The sequence below is a fragment of the Pelagihabitans pacificus genome (assembly GCF_009371985.2).
GTDB lineage: Bacteria > Bacteroidota > Bacteroidia > Flavobacteriales > Flavobacteriaceae > Pelagihabitans > Pelagihabitans pacificus.
This window is the reverse complement of sequence record NZ_VIKU02000002.1, coordinates 62,051-74,870: the sequence shown is the minus strand read 5'-3', so window position 1 is coordinate 74,870 and position 12,820 is coordinate 62,051. Positions and strand designations below refer to the sequence as shown.

Below are 12,820 nucleotides of genomic sequence, written 5' to 3'. Positions count from 1 at the left end.
TCCACCTTTTCAAACTATCTTTGTACCGATAAAATAGGATATCATGTTCGAATTCGACCAATACTTAGGATTTCTAGCTTTCTTGACGATATTGACCATTGGTTTTTGGTTGATGATTTTCTTGCTGACTTTTGTAATACCGTATTGGTTGTTTGGTAACCTCATGGAAATGTATAAAGAAAAGCGAAAGGCCAGACTGGCCGAGGATAATGAATAAGAAAAGGAGCTGGCCAGCTCCTTTTTTGTTACTTTCTTTTAGCTTTTTCTTTTAGCCGTCAAATTCAAAATCCCCATCATCACCGTTTCGCTGTCGACCTTGCCGCTGCGGTTTCTTTTGATTGAACCGATAGGTGAAGGCCAGATTGAAACTCCTTACCCTCCATTGAAATTCGCTGTCACTAAAGAATGCAGGGGTGAAGGTTTCGCTGATCCGTCTTCTACTGTTGAAGACATCACTGATGTTGAATGCCAAGGAGCCTTTCTCCTTGAACAAGTCTTTACTAAAGGCGAGGTCCATCGATAAAATTCCTTTGTTGCGCGTCTGGGCATTTTCTGTTGGCCCCCTGTAGTTGACCCGCGTCTGCCAATCAATACCTTTCGGCAAAGTGATTTTGTTATTTAGCCGTACAAACCAACTTACGTTCTCTGCATCAAAATTCTGGTTGTTGAAAGTACCCCTAGTTATGAGGTTGAAAAGATTGAAGTTCCCATTCAGGTTCCATTTTTTAGTCGGTCTGTAGTTGGTCGTAAACTCAAAACCATAGCGGTCGTTCTTTGCTAAATTAACAGGGGTACGCCGAATGATAGGCACGTCTTGTCCATCAAAAACAGTGGTCTCCCCTGTGTTTTCCGTTATGAAAGTGATTACATCGGTCGCCCGCTGGAAATATACGGATGCATTTAAAGTCACCTTTTCGAACCTATTTAAATACCCTAAATCGACTTGGTTGGAGTAGGCCGGGGTCAGGTTCGGATTTCCTTGAAATAGATTGACAGGGCTTGATCTAGAGGGGAAGGGATTCAAAAAACGTGATCTGGGCCTACGTATCCTTCGGTTATATCCCAGCGAATAACTTTCTTTATCGGATATTTCGAAATTAATATTCACTGTTGGGAAAAGACCATCAAAGTTATTCCTGTTAAAATCGTTGGTTTCCTGTTGGTCGATAATCAATCGAGTGGTCTCGTATCGAAGCCCCAGCAAGTAAGAGATTTTTTCAACCTTACTTCCAAATTGGGTATAGAATGCATTAATTGTCTCCTTGAAATCCAGTACGTTGCTGGGATTCGTTATTCGGAGCTCCTGGATCGTTGGCTGGATAAAGGTCACATCGTAATCGGTATTCAAACGATTGAAATCACCACGATAGCCCAACTCAAACTGACTGTTTTCCCCGATAGGCAATACATAATCACTCTGTAAAAAGACCCTCCTTTGGTCCTCGGCCGTGCGTACCCGCTCACTATCGAAATCATTTTGTATAATATTGGAAGCCTCTACCTCCTCGCTGGTTTCATATTGGAACTCAAGACTGAATTCATGCCCGGAATCATTGATTTTTTTATTGAAATTGAAAGAATATTGAAAAGTATCGTCATCCTCTACTTCGTCATCGCGCCTAAAACCCGAGGTCTCGCCCCCGAAAATATCGATTTGTGAAAAGTCATTGGTAGTTTCACTCGTATTATCCCTCGAGCGAATAAAAACACTTTGTGTAATCGACAATGATTCGTCTACATACCATTCTACCCCGAAGTTGGCGTTCAGCCCTTTTCTTACCCGTTCAAAATTACGGTCTTCCCGTATGGAATTCGTAAAATCGCCATTAGGGTCAAAATAAGAAGTAGCGTTCAACGAATTTCCCGGAGACTCCCTATAGTTGTATCCCGTATTGGTAAAAATATTGAAATCTCCTACCCGGTAGTTCAAGTTTCCGTTGATACCGGCTTGCCAAGGATAACCTAGACTGCTGGTCAGGGCACCGTTTAACCCCAGTAGCTTACTTCTTCGAAGAATAATATTGATTATTCCTCCAGATCCCTCCGCGTCATAACGTGCGGATGGGGAGGTGATGACCTCCACTTTTTCGATTGATTCTGCCGGCAGCTGACGAAGAGCTTCCGTAGAATTGAGTCCGGTGATGGCCGACGGCTTTCCATTGATCAATATCCGTACATCGTCGTTGCCCCGTAACTGCACATTTCCCTCCACATCGACCGAAACCGATGGAACGTTATCCAGGACATCGCTGACCGTACCGCCGCGAACGGTCAAGTCCTTGCCAACATTGTAAATCTTTTTATCCAATCGAAGTTCAACCGTGGTTTTCTCCCCGATTACCTCCACGGCCTCCAGCTGTTCCACATCAAGGGCCAATCTAATGGTTCCCAGATCGGTATTTGCCCTAAAGGTTTGCTCGGGAATTGCGTAGGTTTTGTAAGCAATGTACTCTACGCGTACGTTGAAGCGTCCCGGTAGGGTTTCAACTTCAAACTTTCCATTGATGTCGGTAACGCCTCCCGTAATTTTATCGGGATTTCTTATGCTTTGAAGAACTAAAGTGGCATATTCCAAAGGACCTCCGGTATCCTGGTCCAAAACGGTGCCCGTGATTTTAATGGGAACTGGTCTCTGCCCTGCGGGCCTTTGTGCAACTGTATGAAATGTCGTAAAAAAAATCAGGGCAATAAGAGCCAGTCTTACCATATTAGTCTTTGGATTTTTTCTTTTTCTTTCTTTTTTCCTTCTTTTTCAATCTCTTGGTTCCTTGTATCCCGTTCTTTTGTAGTGCAACGAAAGCTTCGTACTTCTCCAAGGGGAGGCTCGCCTTTAATTCTTCGTCTTGGCGTTCCGTAATTTTGTCGTATCCTTCCCGCATCTTATCCGGGCTCAATTTCAATATTTGCATCTCAATTCGCTCTTGCACATATTTTTTCAAAATGGCACTCAACACCGCCGTTTCAAATTCATTGAGTTCCAAAACCTCGGTAATCCGGGGCATTTCCCCATCGACGATTTCATCGGCGGTTTTGGGTTTTGGGGGCTCTTTCTCGGTTTGTGCCTGGGGTACGATACTACCATTTCTTCTCCCGTACCCATATTGGCCTTGACCGTAGCCAAACTGGGCCGCTATTTCTTGAGAGGAACACAATAATAAAAAAAGAACGATTAAATAATGATGATACGATTGGAATAAGGTTTTCATAATATGTTAAGTTGTCGAAATTACGCTATAGGTATAAAAAGCACGGTTAATTGTTTGTTAAATTGATCAAAAGGTTAAACAAAACTTAGCGAACACTTCATAGATTATCCATGTTGGTAAGTGCACAGCCACTACTAAGCATACACTCCAAAAAATTATAAGTACTGATTATGAAAAACGTAGTATTTCATTGATTTTTTCTGTCGGTCTTCCGATCACCGCTCTGTTTCCATTGACCACGATAGGGCGTTCAATTAATTTTGGATGTTGGATCATGGCATCCAAAACCGCATCCTCGGACAAAAGTCGACCCTTATAATTTTCTTTCCAGACAGCTTCGTTCTTACGTACCAAATTTTCCGGGGTAATTCCCAAACAATCAATTACATGCCGAAGCTCTTCCTTGGTCGGAATCGTTTCCAAGTATTTTATTACTTCAAATTCTTTGCCAGAATTTTCAAGCAGTTCAAGACCCTCCCTTGATTTGCGGCAACGGGGGTTATGGTAAATTTTTATCATGACGTATAAATTCAATTTTTAATCTCATTACCAATTAGTGCAACTGCCAACAAATCATTCATCTTCCTTTTGTCCCATCATCATCAAATAGGCTTTCAGGAAACGATCGATATCACCATCCATTACGGCATCAACATTCCCCGTTTCCTCCCCTGTACGCACATCCTTGACCAATTTATAGGGGTGCATTACATAATTTCGTATTTGGGAGCCCCATTCAATCTTCATTTTTGAGGATTCGATTTCTTGTCGCGCTTCCATCTTCTTCCTGAGTTCAATTTCGTACAGCTGGGATTTCAACATTTTTAAGGCCGTCGCCCGGTTATCATGTTGGGAACGGGAATCGGAACAGGAGATTTGAATCCCGGTGGGCTTGTGCAACAGTTGTACCTTGGTTTCTACCTTATTTACATTCTGGCCACCGGCACCACTAGACCTGGCTGTTGTAATTTCAACATCTGCCGGATTCACCTCGATTTCAATACTGTCGTCCACTAATGGGTACACATAAATGGAAGCAAAGGAGGTGTGGCGTTTGGCATTGCTGTCGAAGGGGGAGATCCGAACCAAGCGATGCACCCCGTTCTCACCTTTGAGCCATCCGAAAGCATACTCACCTTCGATTTCGAGCGTAACCGTTTTTATGCCAGCCACATCGCCTTCCTGATAGTTTAGCTCCTTTACTTTGTATCCGTTTTTCTCTGCCCACATCATATACATACGCATGAGCATGGAAGCCCAGTCGCAACTTTCGGTGCCTCCGGCCCCTGCCGTTATTTGGAGCACGGCCGTAAGTTCATCCCCCTCTTCCGATAGCATGTTCTTGAACTCCATTTTTTCGATTAGGTCCAAAGCATTCCCATACTGCTTTTCCACTTCGGATTCCGGAATTTCACCCTCTTGCTGAAATTCCAGAAGTACCTCCAAATCTCCAACCAAGGTTTTGGCAGCGTTGTAGTCATCGACCCATTTTTTTTTGGATTGGATAAACCGCATCTGTTCTTGTGCCTGCTGTGGATTGTCCCAGAAATCGGGCGCCAGGGTTTTCTCTTGTTCGTTTTCTATTTCGATCAACTTGGCATCGATGTCAAAGATACCTCCTTAACGCACCAAGGCGATCTATAAGACCTTTGTAGAGGTCTGTTGTAATTGTCATACTATAAAATTTTGCCCAAAATTAAGATACTTTGACGATCTAAAAAGGAAATTAGGAATATTACTGTTGTTCGCCTTTTACTTTAACAGTATGGCTGGTCTCATTGGTCCCGACGGTGTAGACCACCCCTTTCAAAGGAGAACAGTCGTTGTAATCCTTACCATGGGCTACCTTGATGTGGTTTGTATTGGCCAGTAGGTTGTTGGTCGGGTCGAAACCTACCCATCCGATATTGGGAATATACGTTTCTGCCCATGCATGCATTTGCGAATCGCCGAAATAGCCGTTGCCTTGGTGCAGGTACCCGGAGACATACCTTGCCGGCACGCCATTTGCCCTTGCCAGCGTGCAGAACAAATGTGTGAAATCCTGACAGACACCATGCCGTTTTTCGATAATCTCCTTCAAGGTAGTATCAACGTTGGTGACATTGGTCTTAAAATAAAGATGTTCGTACGTCCATTTATTCAGGTCGATTAGATTGTCAAAAACAGCTTTGGAAAAGTCAAATCTAAAAATGTCACCGTATTCCATGGGCAAATTGGTTAAACGTGTACATCGTAGGAAAGGCTCGAAATCTATTTTAAAATCAAGCCCCCCCATCTTTTTGTACGTTTGTTCGATATTTCCTTCAGGCTGAAAATCGAAAGGGTTCACTTCCTTTTTCATCAATTTAAACGACGCCTCGAAGACCACTTCCGATAAAGGTTGTCTTGCACTTACGCGTAGCGTTTGAAAGCCATATCCATTAATGGAAATATCGTGTGGGATATGCAAGGAATTTTGAAATGAAACGGTAATCTGTTCCTGCGAGCTATTCGCTTCGGGAATAATCGTAAATTGCCAGTGAGCCTCTTTGACCGGGTTTTCGTAGCGGTTGTTTGCCACATAGTTTATGCTGTATTCGAGGGCCATACTTCATTTGAATACCAACGAAGATACGCTATGTGGGAGATCTTAGAAACTAAAAAACTCTTTTTCGATCTTCAAGCTTATTTGGGTCAGATTATGTAGGATATCCTCTATGAAGATTTGGATGTTTCCTTCAATCTCCTCGACCAATTTATATTCGTACTCAGCCCTGACCTTGCCGATTAGAAAGGCAGTGGACTGATTATCATATCTGTTGCTCGGATGCAATATTTTTATGTGGTTATAGACCTGATTAAGGCAGTTCATAATGGAACGTGGACAGTTGGGATTCAAGATTAAAAACTCCAAGGTACTGATACTGGTCGGGGTTTTCTTATAAAGTCTCCGCATCATATCATACGATTCTGCGCATTTAAGCAAAGTCGTCCATTCAAAGCTCTTACTAAATTTATCCCCATAACTGCCCTGGGCCTTTAAAGCATCATGGTATTTGGCATTTATGATACGTATAATCTGAGTGGCCCGTTCGATATTCATTCCTAACATGATGATAGCATATACAGCGTCGTGCAGTAAGGTACCCCTTATTTTTCCCCTAAGAACCGCGGTCATTTCCGTTACATTGGTGGTAAAATCGTAAAGCCCGTTTTTCACGAACACCTCTTTTGGATAATTAAGGGTGAAATGGTAAAATTTGTTAATCGCTTCGTAAAGTTCGGTTGATATTAAGTCCCTTGCACTGTTGGCGTTTTCCCTCGCGTGCTTTACATTGTTAATGATCGAAAAATCATAAGCGGGGTCAAGACCTATTTTGTACAAAATAGTTTCCTCTTGCAGTTTATGCGTTTTATCGTCTACCGGTGAACCGACCATAAAAAGCATCGACTGCAGCACGAACTGTCGGGACTGTGAAATTTCATTCGGCGCATCCAGGGAAGAAAAATAGTTAACGCTCAGATACCGGGCGATGTGTTCGGATCGTTCGATATAACGACCCATCCAAAATAGATTGTTGGCTACTCGTGCAAGCATATTATTGTGGTATTGGTTATGTTCGGTGATTGTAATAGGCGAACTGCTTTTTGAATCTTCAAGCGCCCGCTGGTTTTATTTTTTAAGCACCCAGGTGTCCTTTGAGCCGCCTCCTTGCGAGGAATTTACAATCAGGTTCCCTTTCTGCAAAGCCACCCTGGTCAAGCCTCCCTTTAGCACAAATTCCTTGTCCTTGCCCATTACTGTAAAAGTTCGGAGATCTACGTGGCGCTGTTCGAACGATTCGCTTTCATCAATATATGTAGGATGTACTGAAAGAGACATGATAGGCTGGGCAACATATTTTCTGGGATTCGCTTCCACTTCTATTTTTACGCGCTCTACTTCTTGCTTGGTCAGTCGATTACCGATTGAAATTCCATAACCGCCGGCTTCATCGACTGGCTTTATGACGAGTTCCGGGATATGCTCCAATACATATTTCAGTTCATCCGGTCGGCTGCAATGATAGGTATAGACATTATTTAAGATGGGCTCTTCGTCGAGATAATATTTGATGATCTCGGGCATATAGGTGTAAACTGCCTTATCATCGGCCACTCCTGTTCCCGGGGCATTTGCTAAAGTGACGTTTCCCTTTTTGTAGGCCGCAAACAAACCGGGCACTCCCAATGTGGAATCGGGCCTAAATTCCAGGGGGTCGATAAATAAATCGTCGATACGGCGATAAATCACATCCACCTTTTCAGGACCGCGGATGGTCTTCATGTACACAAAATCATTTTCAACGAACAAATCCCGACCTTCGACCAATTCCACACCCATGGTTTTGGCCAGATAGGAATGTTCATAAAATGCCGAATTGTACATGCCGGGGGTGATAACCACACATGTTGGTACGTCGACCCCTTTTGGTTTGACCGACTCAAGAAGCTCCAATAGATTTTCGGCATAATTAGTGACCGTATGGGTCTGATAGTGGTTGAACACCCCGAACAACGCACGCTTGAGTGCTGTTCGGTTACAGATGACATAGCTTACCCCCGAGGGACAGCGAATATTATCCTCCAGAACATAATACTTGCCATCGTTGTGTTTAATGACGTCGGTCCCTGAAATGTGGTTGTAGATACCCCCGGTAGGATCAACACCGTTCATCTTATCGAGATAGTTGACCGATGAACCGATTAAGTCCATTGGGACAACGCCTTGCCGAATTATTTTTTTTTCGTGGTATACATCCCAGAGAAATAGGTTTAAGGCTTTGCTACGCTGTATCGCTCCCCTTTCTATGATGTCCCATTCTTCTGGAGCGATAATTCTGGGAAAAAGATCGAACGGGAAGATTTTTTCCTTTGAATCGTTGTCCCCGTATACCTGAAAGGTGATGCCTTGGTTAAAAAAGGAAGATTTTGCCTTTGCGTTTAAGTTTACATAATCCTCTATCGAATGTTCTCCATATAGTTCGAATAATTTTTGATAAACCTCCTTTATATCGCCTTTTTGATCATATATTTCGTCGTAAAGTTCAGGATTGCGTTGATATGAGGAGAAGATTTGATTTTCCAGATTGGTCATAAAATGATTCTTTCCCAAAAGATAACGGTTTTTCGGCGCTTCTGAAATGAAGATTTTGCATTTATTTGGGAACTTTTTCGTTTTTAAGTAAAATTTAGTCAGCATATTTGAAATATCCCTTTTTGTATTTCAAAAAGAGGTTCTCCTTAAAACTTAACAAACATTCCTGCCTGTAATTCCGGGGGAGTATTTGAGCAGGCTAACAAGTAGTTATATTTCAGCTTATTTTCTATAAATTAGGGCCAAATTAAATGTACATGGAAAAGAAACTACTAGTCTTGGCTGTTTTATTGTCTCTTCATAGCGTGAATGCCCAATTTTCAAAAAACAAACAAAATTTTCAAAAATTTGAAGGTTTGTTCGATTTCTTCTACGACGCAAAGACCGATAAGGTTTATTTGGAGGTCGACGATCTGGAAAAGGAATTTTTATACGTGTATTCACTAAGTAGCGGTATTGGAAGCAATGATATAGGGTTGGATAGGGGGCAGCTCGGAAACGAGCAGGTTGTGTATTTCGCCAAAGCTGGAAATAAGTTGTTGTTGACACAGCCCAACCTTAAGTTTAGGGCATTGACGAACAATGCATTGGAGCGGAAATCGGTGCAGCAAGCCTTTGCCAAATCGATTTTGGGAGGTTTCAAAATCGAGGAAGAACAAAACGGCTCTTACATAATCGATATTACGGACTTTTTAATGAAAGATGCCCATGGTGTGGCACAACGATTGAAACGGTCCGAGCAGGGCACTTATAAATTGGATAAGGATAAAAGTGCCATGGCGATGGATCGTACAAAGGCATTTCCTAAAAATATTGAGTTCGATGTAACCCTCACCTTTTCGGGGGAGCCGAAAGGAAGCTATATTCGGTCGGTAGTCCCGAATCCAGCACTGGTAACCGTGGCGCAGCATCATTCATTTATCGAACTGCCCGATGGGGATTTTCAAATGAGGGAGTTCGACCCGAGAAGTGGCGCCTATCCCTTCACCTATTATGACTATTCTACCCCTGTGGAAGCACCCATTTTAAAACGCTTTATAACACGTCACCGTTTGCAAAAAAAAGACCCGAATGCCGCGGTAAGCGAGGCGGTGGAACCCATCATTTACTATTTGGATAACGGCACCCCGGAACCGGTTCGTTCAGCCTTGTTGGATGGTGGAAAATGGTGGAACCAAGCCTTTGAGGCCATAGGGTATAAAGACGCCTTTCAACTTAAAATGTTGCCCGACGACGCAGATCCCCTCGACGTGCGATACAATGTGATCCAATGGGTACACCGATCCACCCGGGGATGGAGTTATGGCAGTAGCATTACAGACCCTAGAACCGGGGAAATTATGAAAGGTCATGTGAGCCTGGGGAGTCTTCGCATCCGGCAGGACTTCTTGATCGCACAGGCCTTGATGAACAAACCTTTTGCCGAACGGGACGATAATTATCAGCCCATGCTAGAGATGGCCTTGGCTCGCATACGGCAGTTATCGGCCCACGAAATCGGACATACGTTGGGGTTTGCCCATAACTATGCCGCTAGCACCAACGAACGTGCTTCGGTAATGGATTATCCGCACCCCCAGTTTTCGGTAAAAAAAGGGAAAATCGACTTTTCCAACGCCTATGCCACTGGAATAGGGGAATGGGACAAAGTATCGGTGGCCTATTCGTATGCAGACTTTCCGCAGGGAGTTAGGGAAAAGGAAGGCTTGAACGATATTTTGACGAACGCCCAAAAGAATGGACTGCGCTTTATCACAGATCAGGATGCCCGCCCACAGGGAAGTGCCCATGCATTGGCCCATCTATGGGATAATGGCAAAAATGTAAGCGAGGAGTTGGAAGCTATGTTAGAAATCAGGGCGACTGCCATTGACAACTTTACGATCGACAACATTCGAAAAGGGGAGCCCAATACGGTACTGGAGGATGTGTTCGTACCCCTTTATTTCTTTCATCGGTACCAGACCGAAGCTGTGGCAAAGGTAGTAGGTGGGTTGGAATATAATTATGCCACCAAAGGCGATGGGCAGACAGTGCTTGAAACGGTCGACAAAAGTACCCAGATACAGGCCTTACGGAGTATTCTGAAAACATTGGATGCCTCAGAGATAGCAATCCCAAAGGATAAGCTTCCCTTGTTTCCGCCCCGGGCCTTTGGTTATGGGAGAACCAGGGAATCGATCGAAGGAAAGACCGGAGTGTCGTTCGATGCGCTTTCCGCTCCGGAAACGGCAGCAGATATGACCTTGGGCCTTTTGCTCCATCCTGAAAGAGCCTCGCGCCTAATACAGCAGAAAGCCTTGTATCCAAAGAACCTAGGTTTGGAGGAGGTACTGGGGGAAGTGATTCAAAACACCATACAAAAGTCGGTTAAAGACCCATACCTCAATGAAGTTCAACGAAACATTAATTTCCGGGTACTTTTTCATTTGATGAACTTGGCCTCCCGAACCGATGTTCATCCGCAGGTGAATGCCATCTCCAATAGTCGGATACGACAACTAAGAACTGAGATGCTTGGTAGGCCCGATGACCCGTATAATAAGGAAATGGCTAGAAGAATCGATAATTTTTATGAGCACCCAGAGCAGTTCAAAGTGATAGCGACCCCTAAAATTCCGGATGGTTCCCCTATCGGAATGGATTGTTTTCACTAAAGCTGTGATTTGATGATGATGATGTTGTTGTTATTCCCTAAACAACGATTTTGAAAGTGATACATACCATTTCAAAAGGGGCGCCACTACCAAAGCAAATCTTGGTAATTAATAAATTTTCTAATGCAAATTAACCTAATAAGCGATACGGTCACCCAACCAACACCGGGCATGCTCGATGCTATGATGACGGCCGAAGTAGGGGACGATGTCTTTAAGGCAGATCCCTCTATCAATGCACTTGAAACGAAAGTGGCCAACATATTCGGAATGGAAGCGGCCTTGTTTTTTCCGTCGGGAACCATGACCAATCAAACGGCGATAAAAGTGCATACGCAACCAGGTGATCAGCTCATATGTGACAAATATGCCCACGTCTATAATTATGAAGGGGGAGGGGTAAGTTTTAATAGTGGCGTTTCGTGTAAGTTGGTCGACGGCCATCGAGGTATGATGACTGCGGAACAGGTAGAAGCTGCCATTAATCCACCGGATTTCTATCACAGCCCATTAACGTCCCTGGTCTGTATAGAGAACACCACTAATAAGGGTGGAGGAGCCTGCTGGAATTTTGAGGAATTAAGGCGTATCAAAGCGGTTTGTGAAAAACATAGACTTGCCTATCATTTGGATGGAGCTCGTTTGTGGAACGCCCTGGTAAGAAAGGGAGAGGATGCGAAACAGTACGGTGCCCTTTTCGACACGATCAGTGTTTGCCTAAGTAAGGGGTTGGGCTGTCCCGTGGGTTCAATTTTGGTAGGGGGGAAAGACTTATTAGACAGGGCACTACGAGTACGTAAAGTGCTTGGGGGTGGCATGCGACAGGCTGGGTATCTGGCGGCAGCTGGTAGCTACGCGCTTGACAACCACTTGGAACGATTGGAAGAGGACCATCTAAAAGCAGCGGAAATCGGGGAGGTATTGCAAACGATCTCCTTTATCAAAAAAGTTGAACCCATAGAGACCAATATTATAATTTTTGAAGTCGACGAAGAAAAAATGCAGGCAGATGACTTTATTCAAAAGTTAAAAGAACGAAATGTACACCTCATCGGAATGGGACAAGGAAAATTGCGGATCGTTACCCATTTGGATTATACCGATGCACATCACGATGCTTTTTTATCGATTTTGACCAGTCTGTGATTATGTAATGCCAAGTATATGTCGGTGGTGGGAAATCACTTTTTTTCCGATCCCAAAAAGGGAGAAATCCTCAAAAACTTCGGTTTTCAGCTAACAATGCCCTTATCAAAAAAGTAATTTTCGGCCTAGTGGGGTATTCATGATTTATTTTGTCTTCGAACCTATATCCAAGTCGACAATACGCTTTTTAACATATTTTATACCATTTTCCATCCCGGCCTCCGAGTCGAATAATGGACTGTTGCCGATAATTTTTCCATTCCCGTTTTTTAGATTGAAAAGAAATTTGCCCTTATAATTCGTTTTTCGTTCGAATACGGCTGGTTTATGAACTAACGGGGTCAGTTCCGAAACGGTTTTTTTTATTTCCTTTTTATTGGAAAAAGGAACACTACTAAGAATCGTAGCACCGTGCGTATTTTTTAGTTGAAACCGATAACTACGGTCCGTTTCTTTTATTATTTCTATCATAGCGTTTTAGTACTTTTCATAAAGCTATCCACTTTCTACTTTTTAATCAACTAATTGATGTTAAGGTTTTGTAGAAAGGGGTATCGAATGGGATACCGGTCTTTTTTTTCTACTTCCCTTTTGAAATACTCATTTTTTGTTCTTAAAAATATGTTAATTTAAAGGAGTTTCTTATATTCGCCTATCTGCGGGAATGATACGATACGTGTTTATCCCTTGAG

General features: G+C 43.3%; 11 protein-coding genes. 3 read left to right on the top strand and 8 right to left on the bottom strand.

What is annotated here, in order from left to right:
* Window positions 1-43: 43 nt before the first annotated feature.
* Window positions 44-217, top strand: a complete 174-nt coding sequence (locus FK220_RS07670) for a hypothetical protein (protein WP_166204831.1) — start codon at window positions 44-46, stop codon at window positions 215-217.
* Between the two features lie 51 nt (window positions 218-268).
* On the opposite strand, the gene FK220_RS07665 is transcribed toward FK220_RS07670, so the two are convergent.
* The 7 genes from FK220_RS07665 to FK220_RS07635 form a co-directional block, all read right to left on the bottom strand.
* Entirely contained in the window at window positions 269-2,707 is a 2,439-nt protein-coding gene (locus FK220_RS07665) for an outer membrane beta-barrel family protein (RefSeq protein ID WP_152573731.1), read from the bottom strand.
* Between the two features lies 1 nt (window position 2,708).
* Window positions 2,709-3,206, bottom strand: a complete 498-nt coding sequence (locus FK220_RS07660; RefSeq protein WP_166204828.1) for a hypothetical protein — start codon at window positions 3,204-3,206, stop codon at window positions 2,709-2,711.
* A gap of 168 nt (window positions 3,207-3,374) precedes the next feature.
* Entirely contained in the window at window positions 3,375-3,725 is a 351-nt protein-coding gene (gene arsC / locus FK220_RS07655; RefSeq protein ID WP_152573730.1) for an arsenate reductase (glutaredoxin), read from the bottom strand.
* Between the two features lie 54 nt (window positions 3,726-3,779).
* A protein-coding gene (prfB, locus tag FK220_RS07650) for a peptide chain release factor 2 (protein WP_238718949.1) occupies window positions 3,780-4,881 on the bottom strand; the annotation gives its coding sequence in 2 pieces (ribosomal slippage) (window positions 3,780-4,814 and window positions 4,816-4,881; 1,101 coding nt in all).
* Between the two features lie 60 nt (window positions 4,882-4,941).
* Window positions 4,942-5,796 (bottom strand): transglutaminase-like domain-containing protein, encoded by an 855-nt coding sequence (locus tag FK220_RS07645; protein ID WP_152573728.1) that lies wholly within the window; start codon window positions 5,794-5,796, stop codon window positions 4,942-4,944.
* A 42-nt stretch (window positions 5,797-5,838) separates the two neighbouring features.
* A complete protein-coding gene (locus tag FK220_RS07640; protein WP_152573727.1) occupies window positions 5,839-6,786 on the bottom strand; it encodes an alpha-E domain-containing protein in 948 nt (315 codons plus the stop codon).
* A 75-nt stretch (window positions 6,787-6,861) separates the two neighbouring features.
* Window positions 6,862-8,325: a circularly permuted type 2 ATP-grasp protein gene (locus tag FK220_RS07635; protein WP_152574285.1), complete on the bottom strand. Its 1,464-nt coding sequence runs from the start codon at window positions 8,323-8,325 to the stop codon at window positions 6,862-6,864.
* Between the two features lie 257 nt (window positions 8,326-8,582).
* Here FK220_RS07635 and FK220_RS07630 point away from each other — a divergent pair, with 257 nt between their 5' ends.
* Both FK220_RS07630 and FK220_RS07625 read left to right on the top strand, forming a co-directional pair.
* Window positions 8,583-10,982, top strand: coding sequence for a zinc-dependent metalloprotease (locus tag FK220_RS07630; RefSeq protein WP_238718948.1), 2,400 nt, complete (start codon window positions 8,583-8,585; stop codon window positions 10,980-10,982).
* A gap of 123 nt (window positions 10,983-11,105) precedes the next feature.
* A complete protein-coding gene (locus tag FK220_RS07625; protein WP_152573725.1) occupies window positions 11,106-12,128 on the top strand; it encodes a threonine aldolase family protein in 1,023 nt (340 codons plus the stop codon).
* 144 nt (window positions 12,129-12,272) lie between these two features.
* Here FK220_RS07625 and FK220_RS07620 read toward each other — a convergent pair whose 3' ends face one another.
* Window positions 12,273-12,599: a YegP family protein gene (locus FK220_RS07620; RefSeq protein WP_152573724.1), complete on the bottom strand. Its 327-nt coding sequence runs from the start codon at window positions 12,597-12,599 to the stop codon at window positions 12,273-12,275.
* Window positions 12,600-12,820 lie beyond the last annotated feature (221 nt).

Coding starts and splice junctions, on each gene's coding strand:
- FK220_RS07670 (WP_166204831.1), top strand. CDS start 44: ATGTTCGAATTCGACCAATACTTAGGATTTCTAGCTTTCTTGACGATA.
- FK220_RS07665 (WP_152573731.1), bottom strand. CDS start 2,707: ATGGTAAGACTGGCTCTTATTGCCCTGATTTTTTTTACGACATTTCAT.
- FK220_RS07660 (WP_166204828.1), bottom strand. CDS start 3,206: ATGAAAACCTTATTCCAATCGTATCATCATTATTTAATCGTTCTTTTT.
- arsC (WP_152573730.1), bottom strand. CDS start 3,725: ATGATAAAAATTTACCATAACCCCCGTTGCCGCAAATCAAGGGAGGGT.
- FK220_RS07645 (WP_152573728.1), bottom strand. CDS start 5,796: ATGGCCCTCGAATACAGCATAAACTATGTGGCAAACAACCGCTACGAA.
- FK220_RS07640 (WP_152573727.1), bottom strand. CDS start 6,786: ATGCTTGCACGAGTAGCCAACAATCTATTTTGGATGGGTCGTTATATC.
- FK220_RS07635 (WP_152574285.1), bottom strand. CDS start 8,325: ATGACCAATCTGGAAAATCAAATCTTCTCCTCATATCAACGCAATCCT.
- FK220_RS07630 (WP_238718948.1), top strand. CDS start 8,583: ATGGAAAAGAAACTACTAGTCTTGGCTGTTTTATTGTCTCTTCATAGC.
- FK220_RS07625 (WP_152573725.1), top strand. CDS start 11,106: ATGCAAATTAACCTAATAAGCGATACGGTCACCCAACCAACACCGGGC.
- FK220_RS07620 (WP_152573724.1), bottom strand. CDS start 12,599: ATGATAGAAATAATAAAAGAAACGGACCGTAGTTATCGGTTTCAACTA.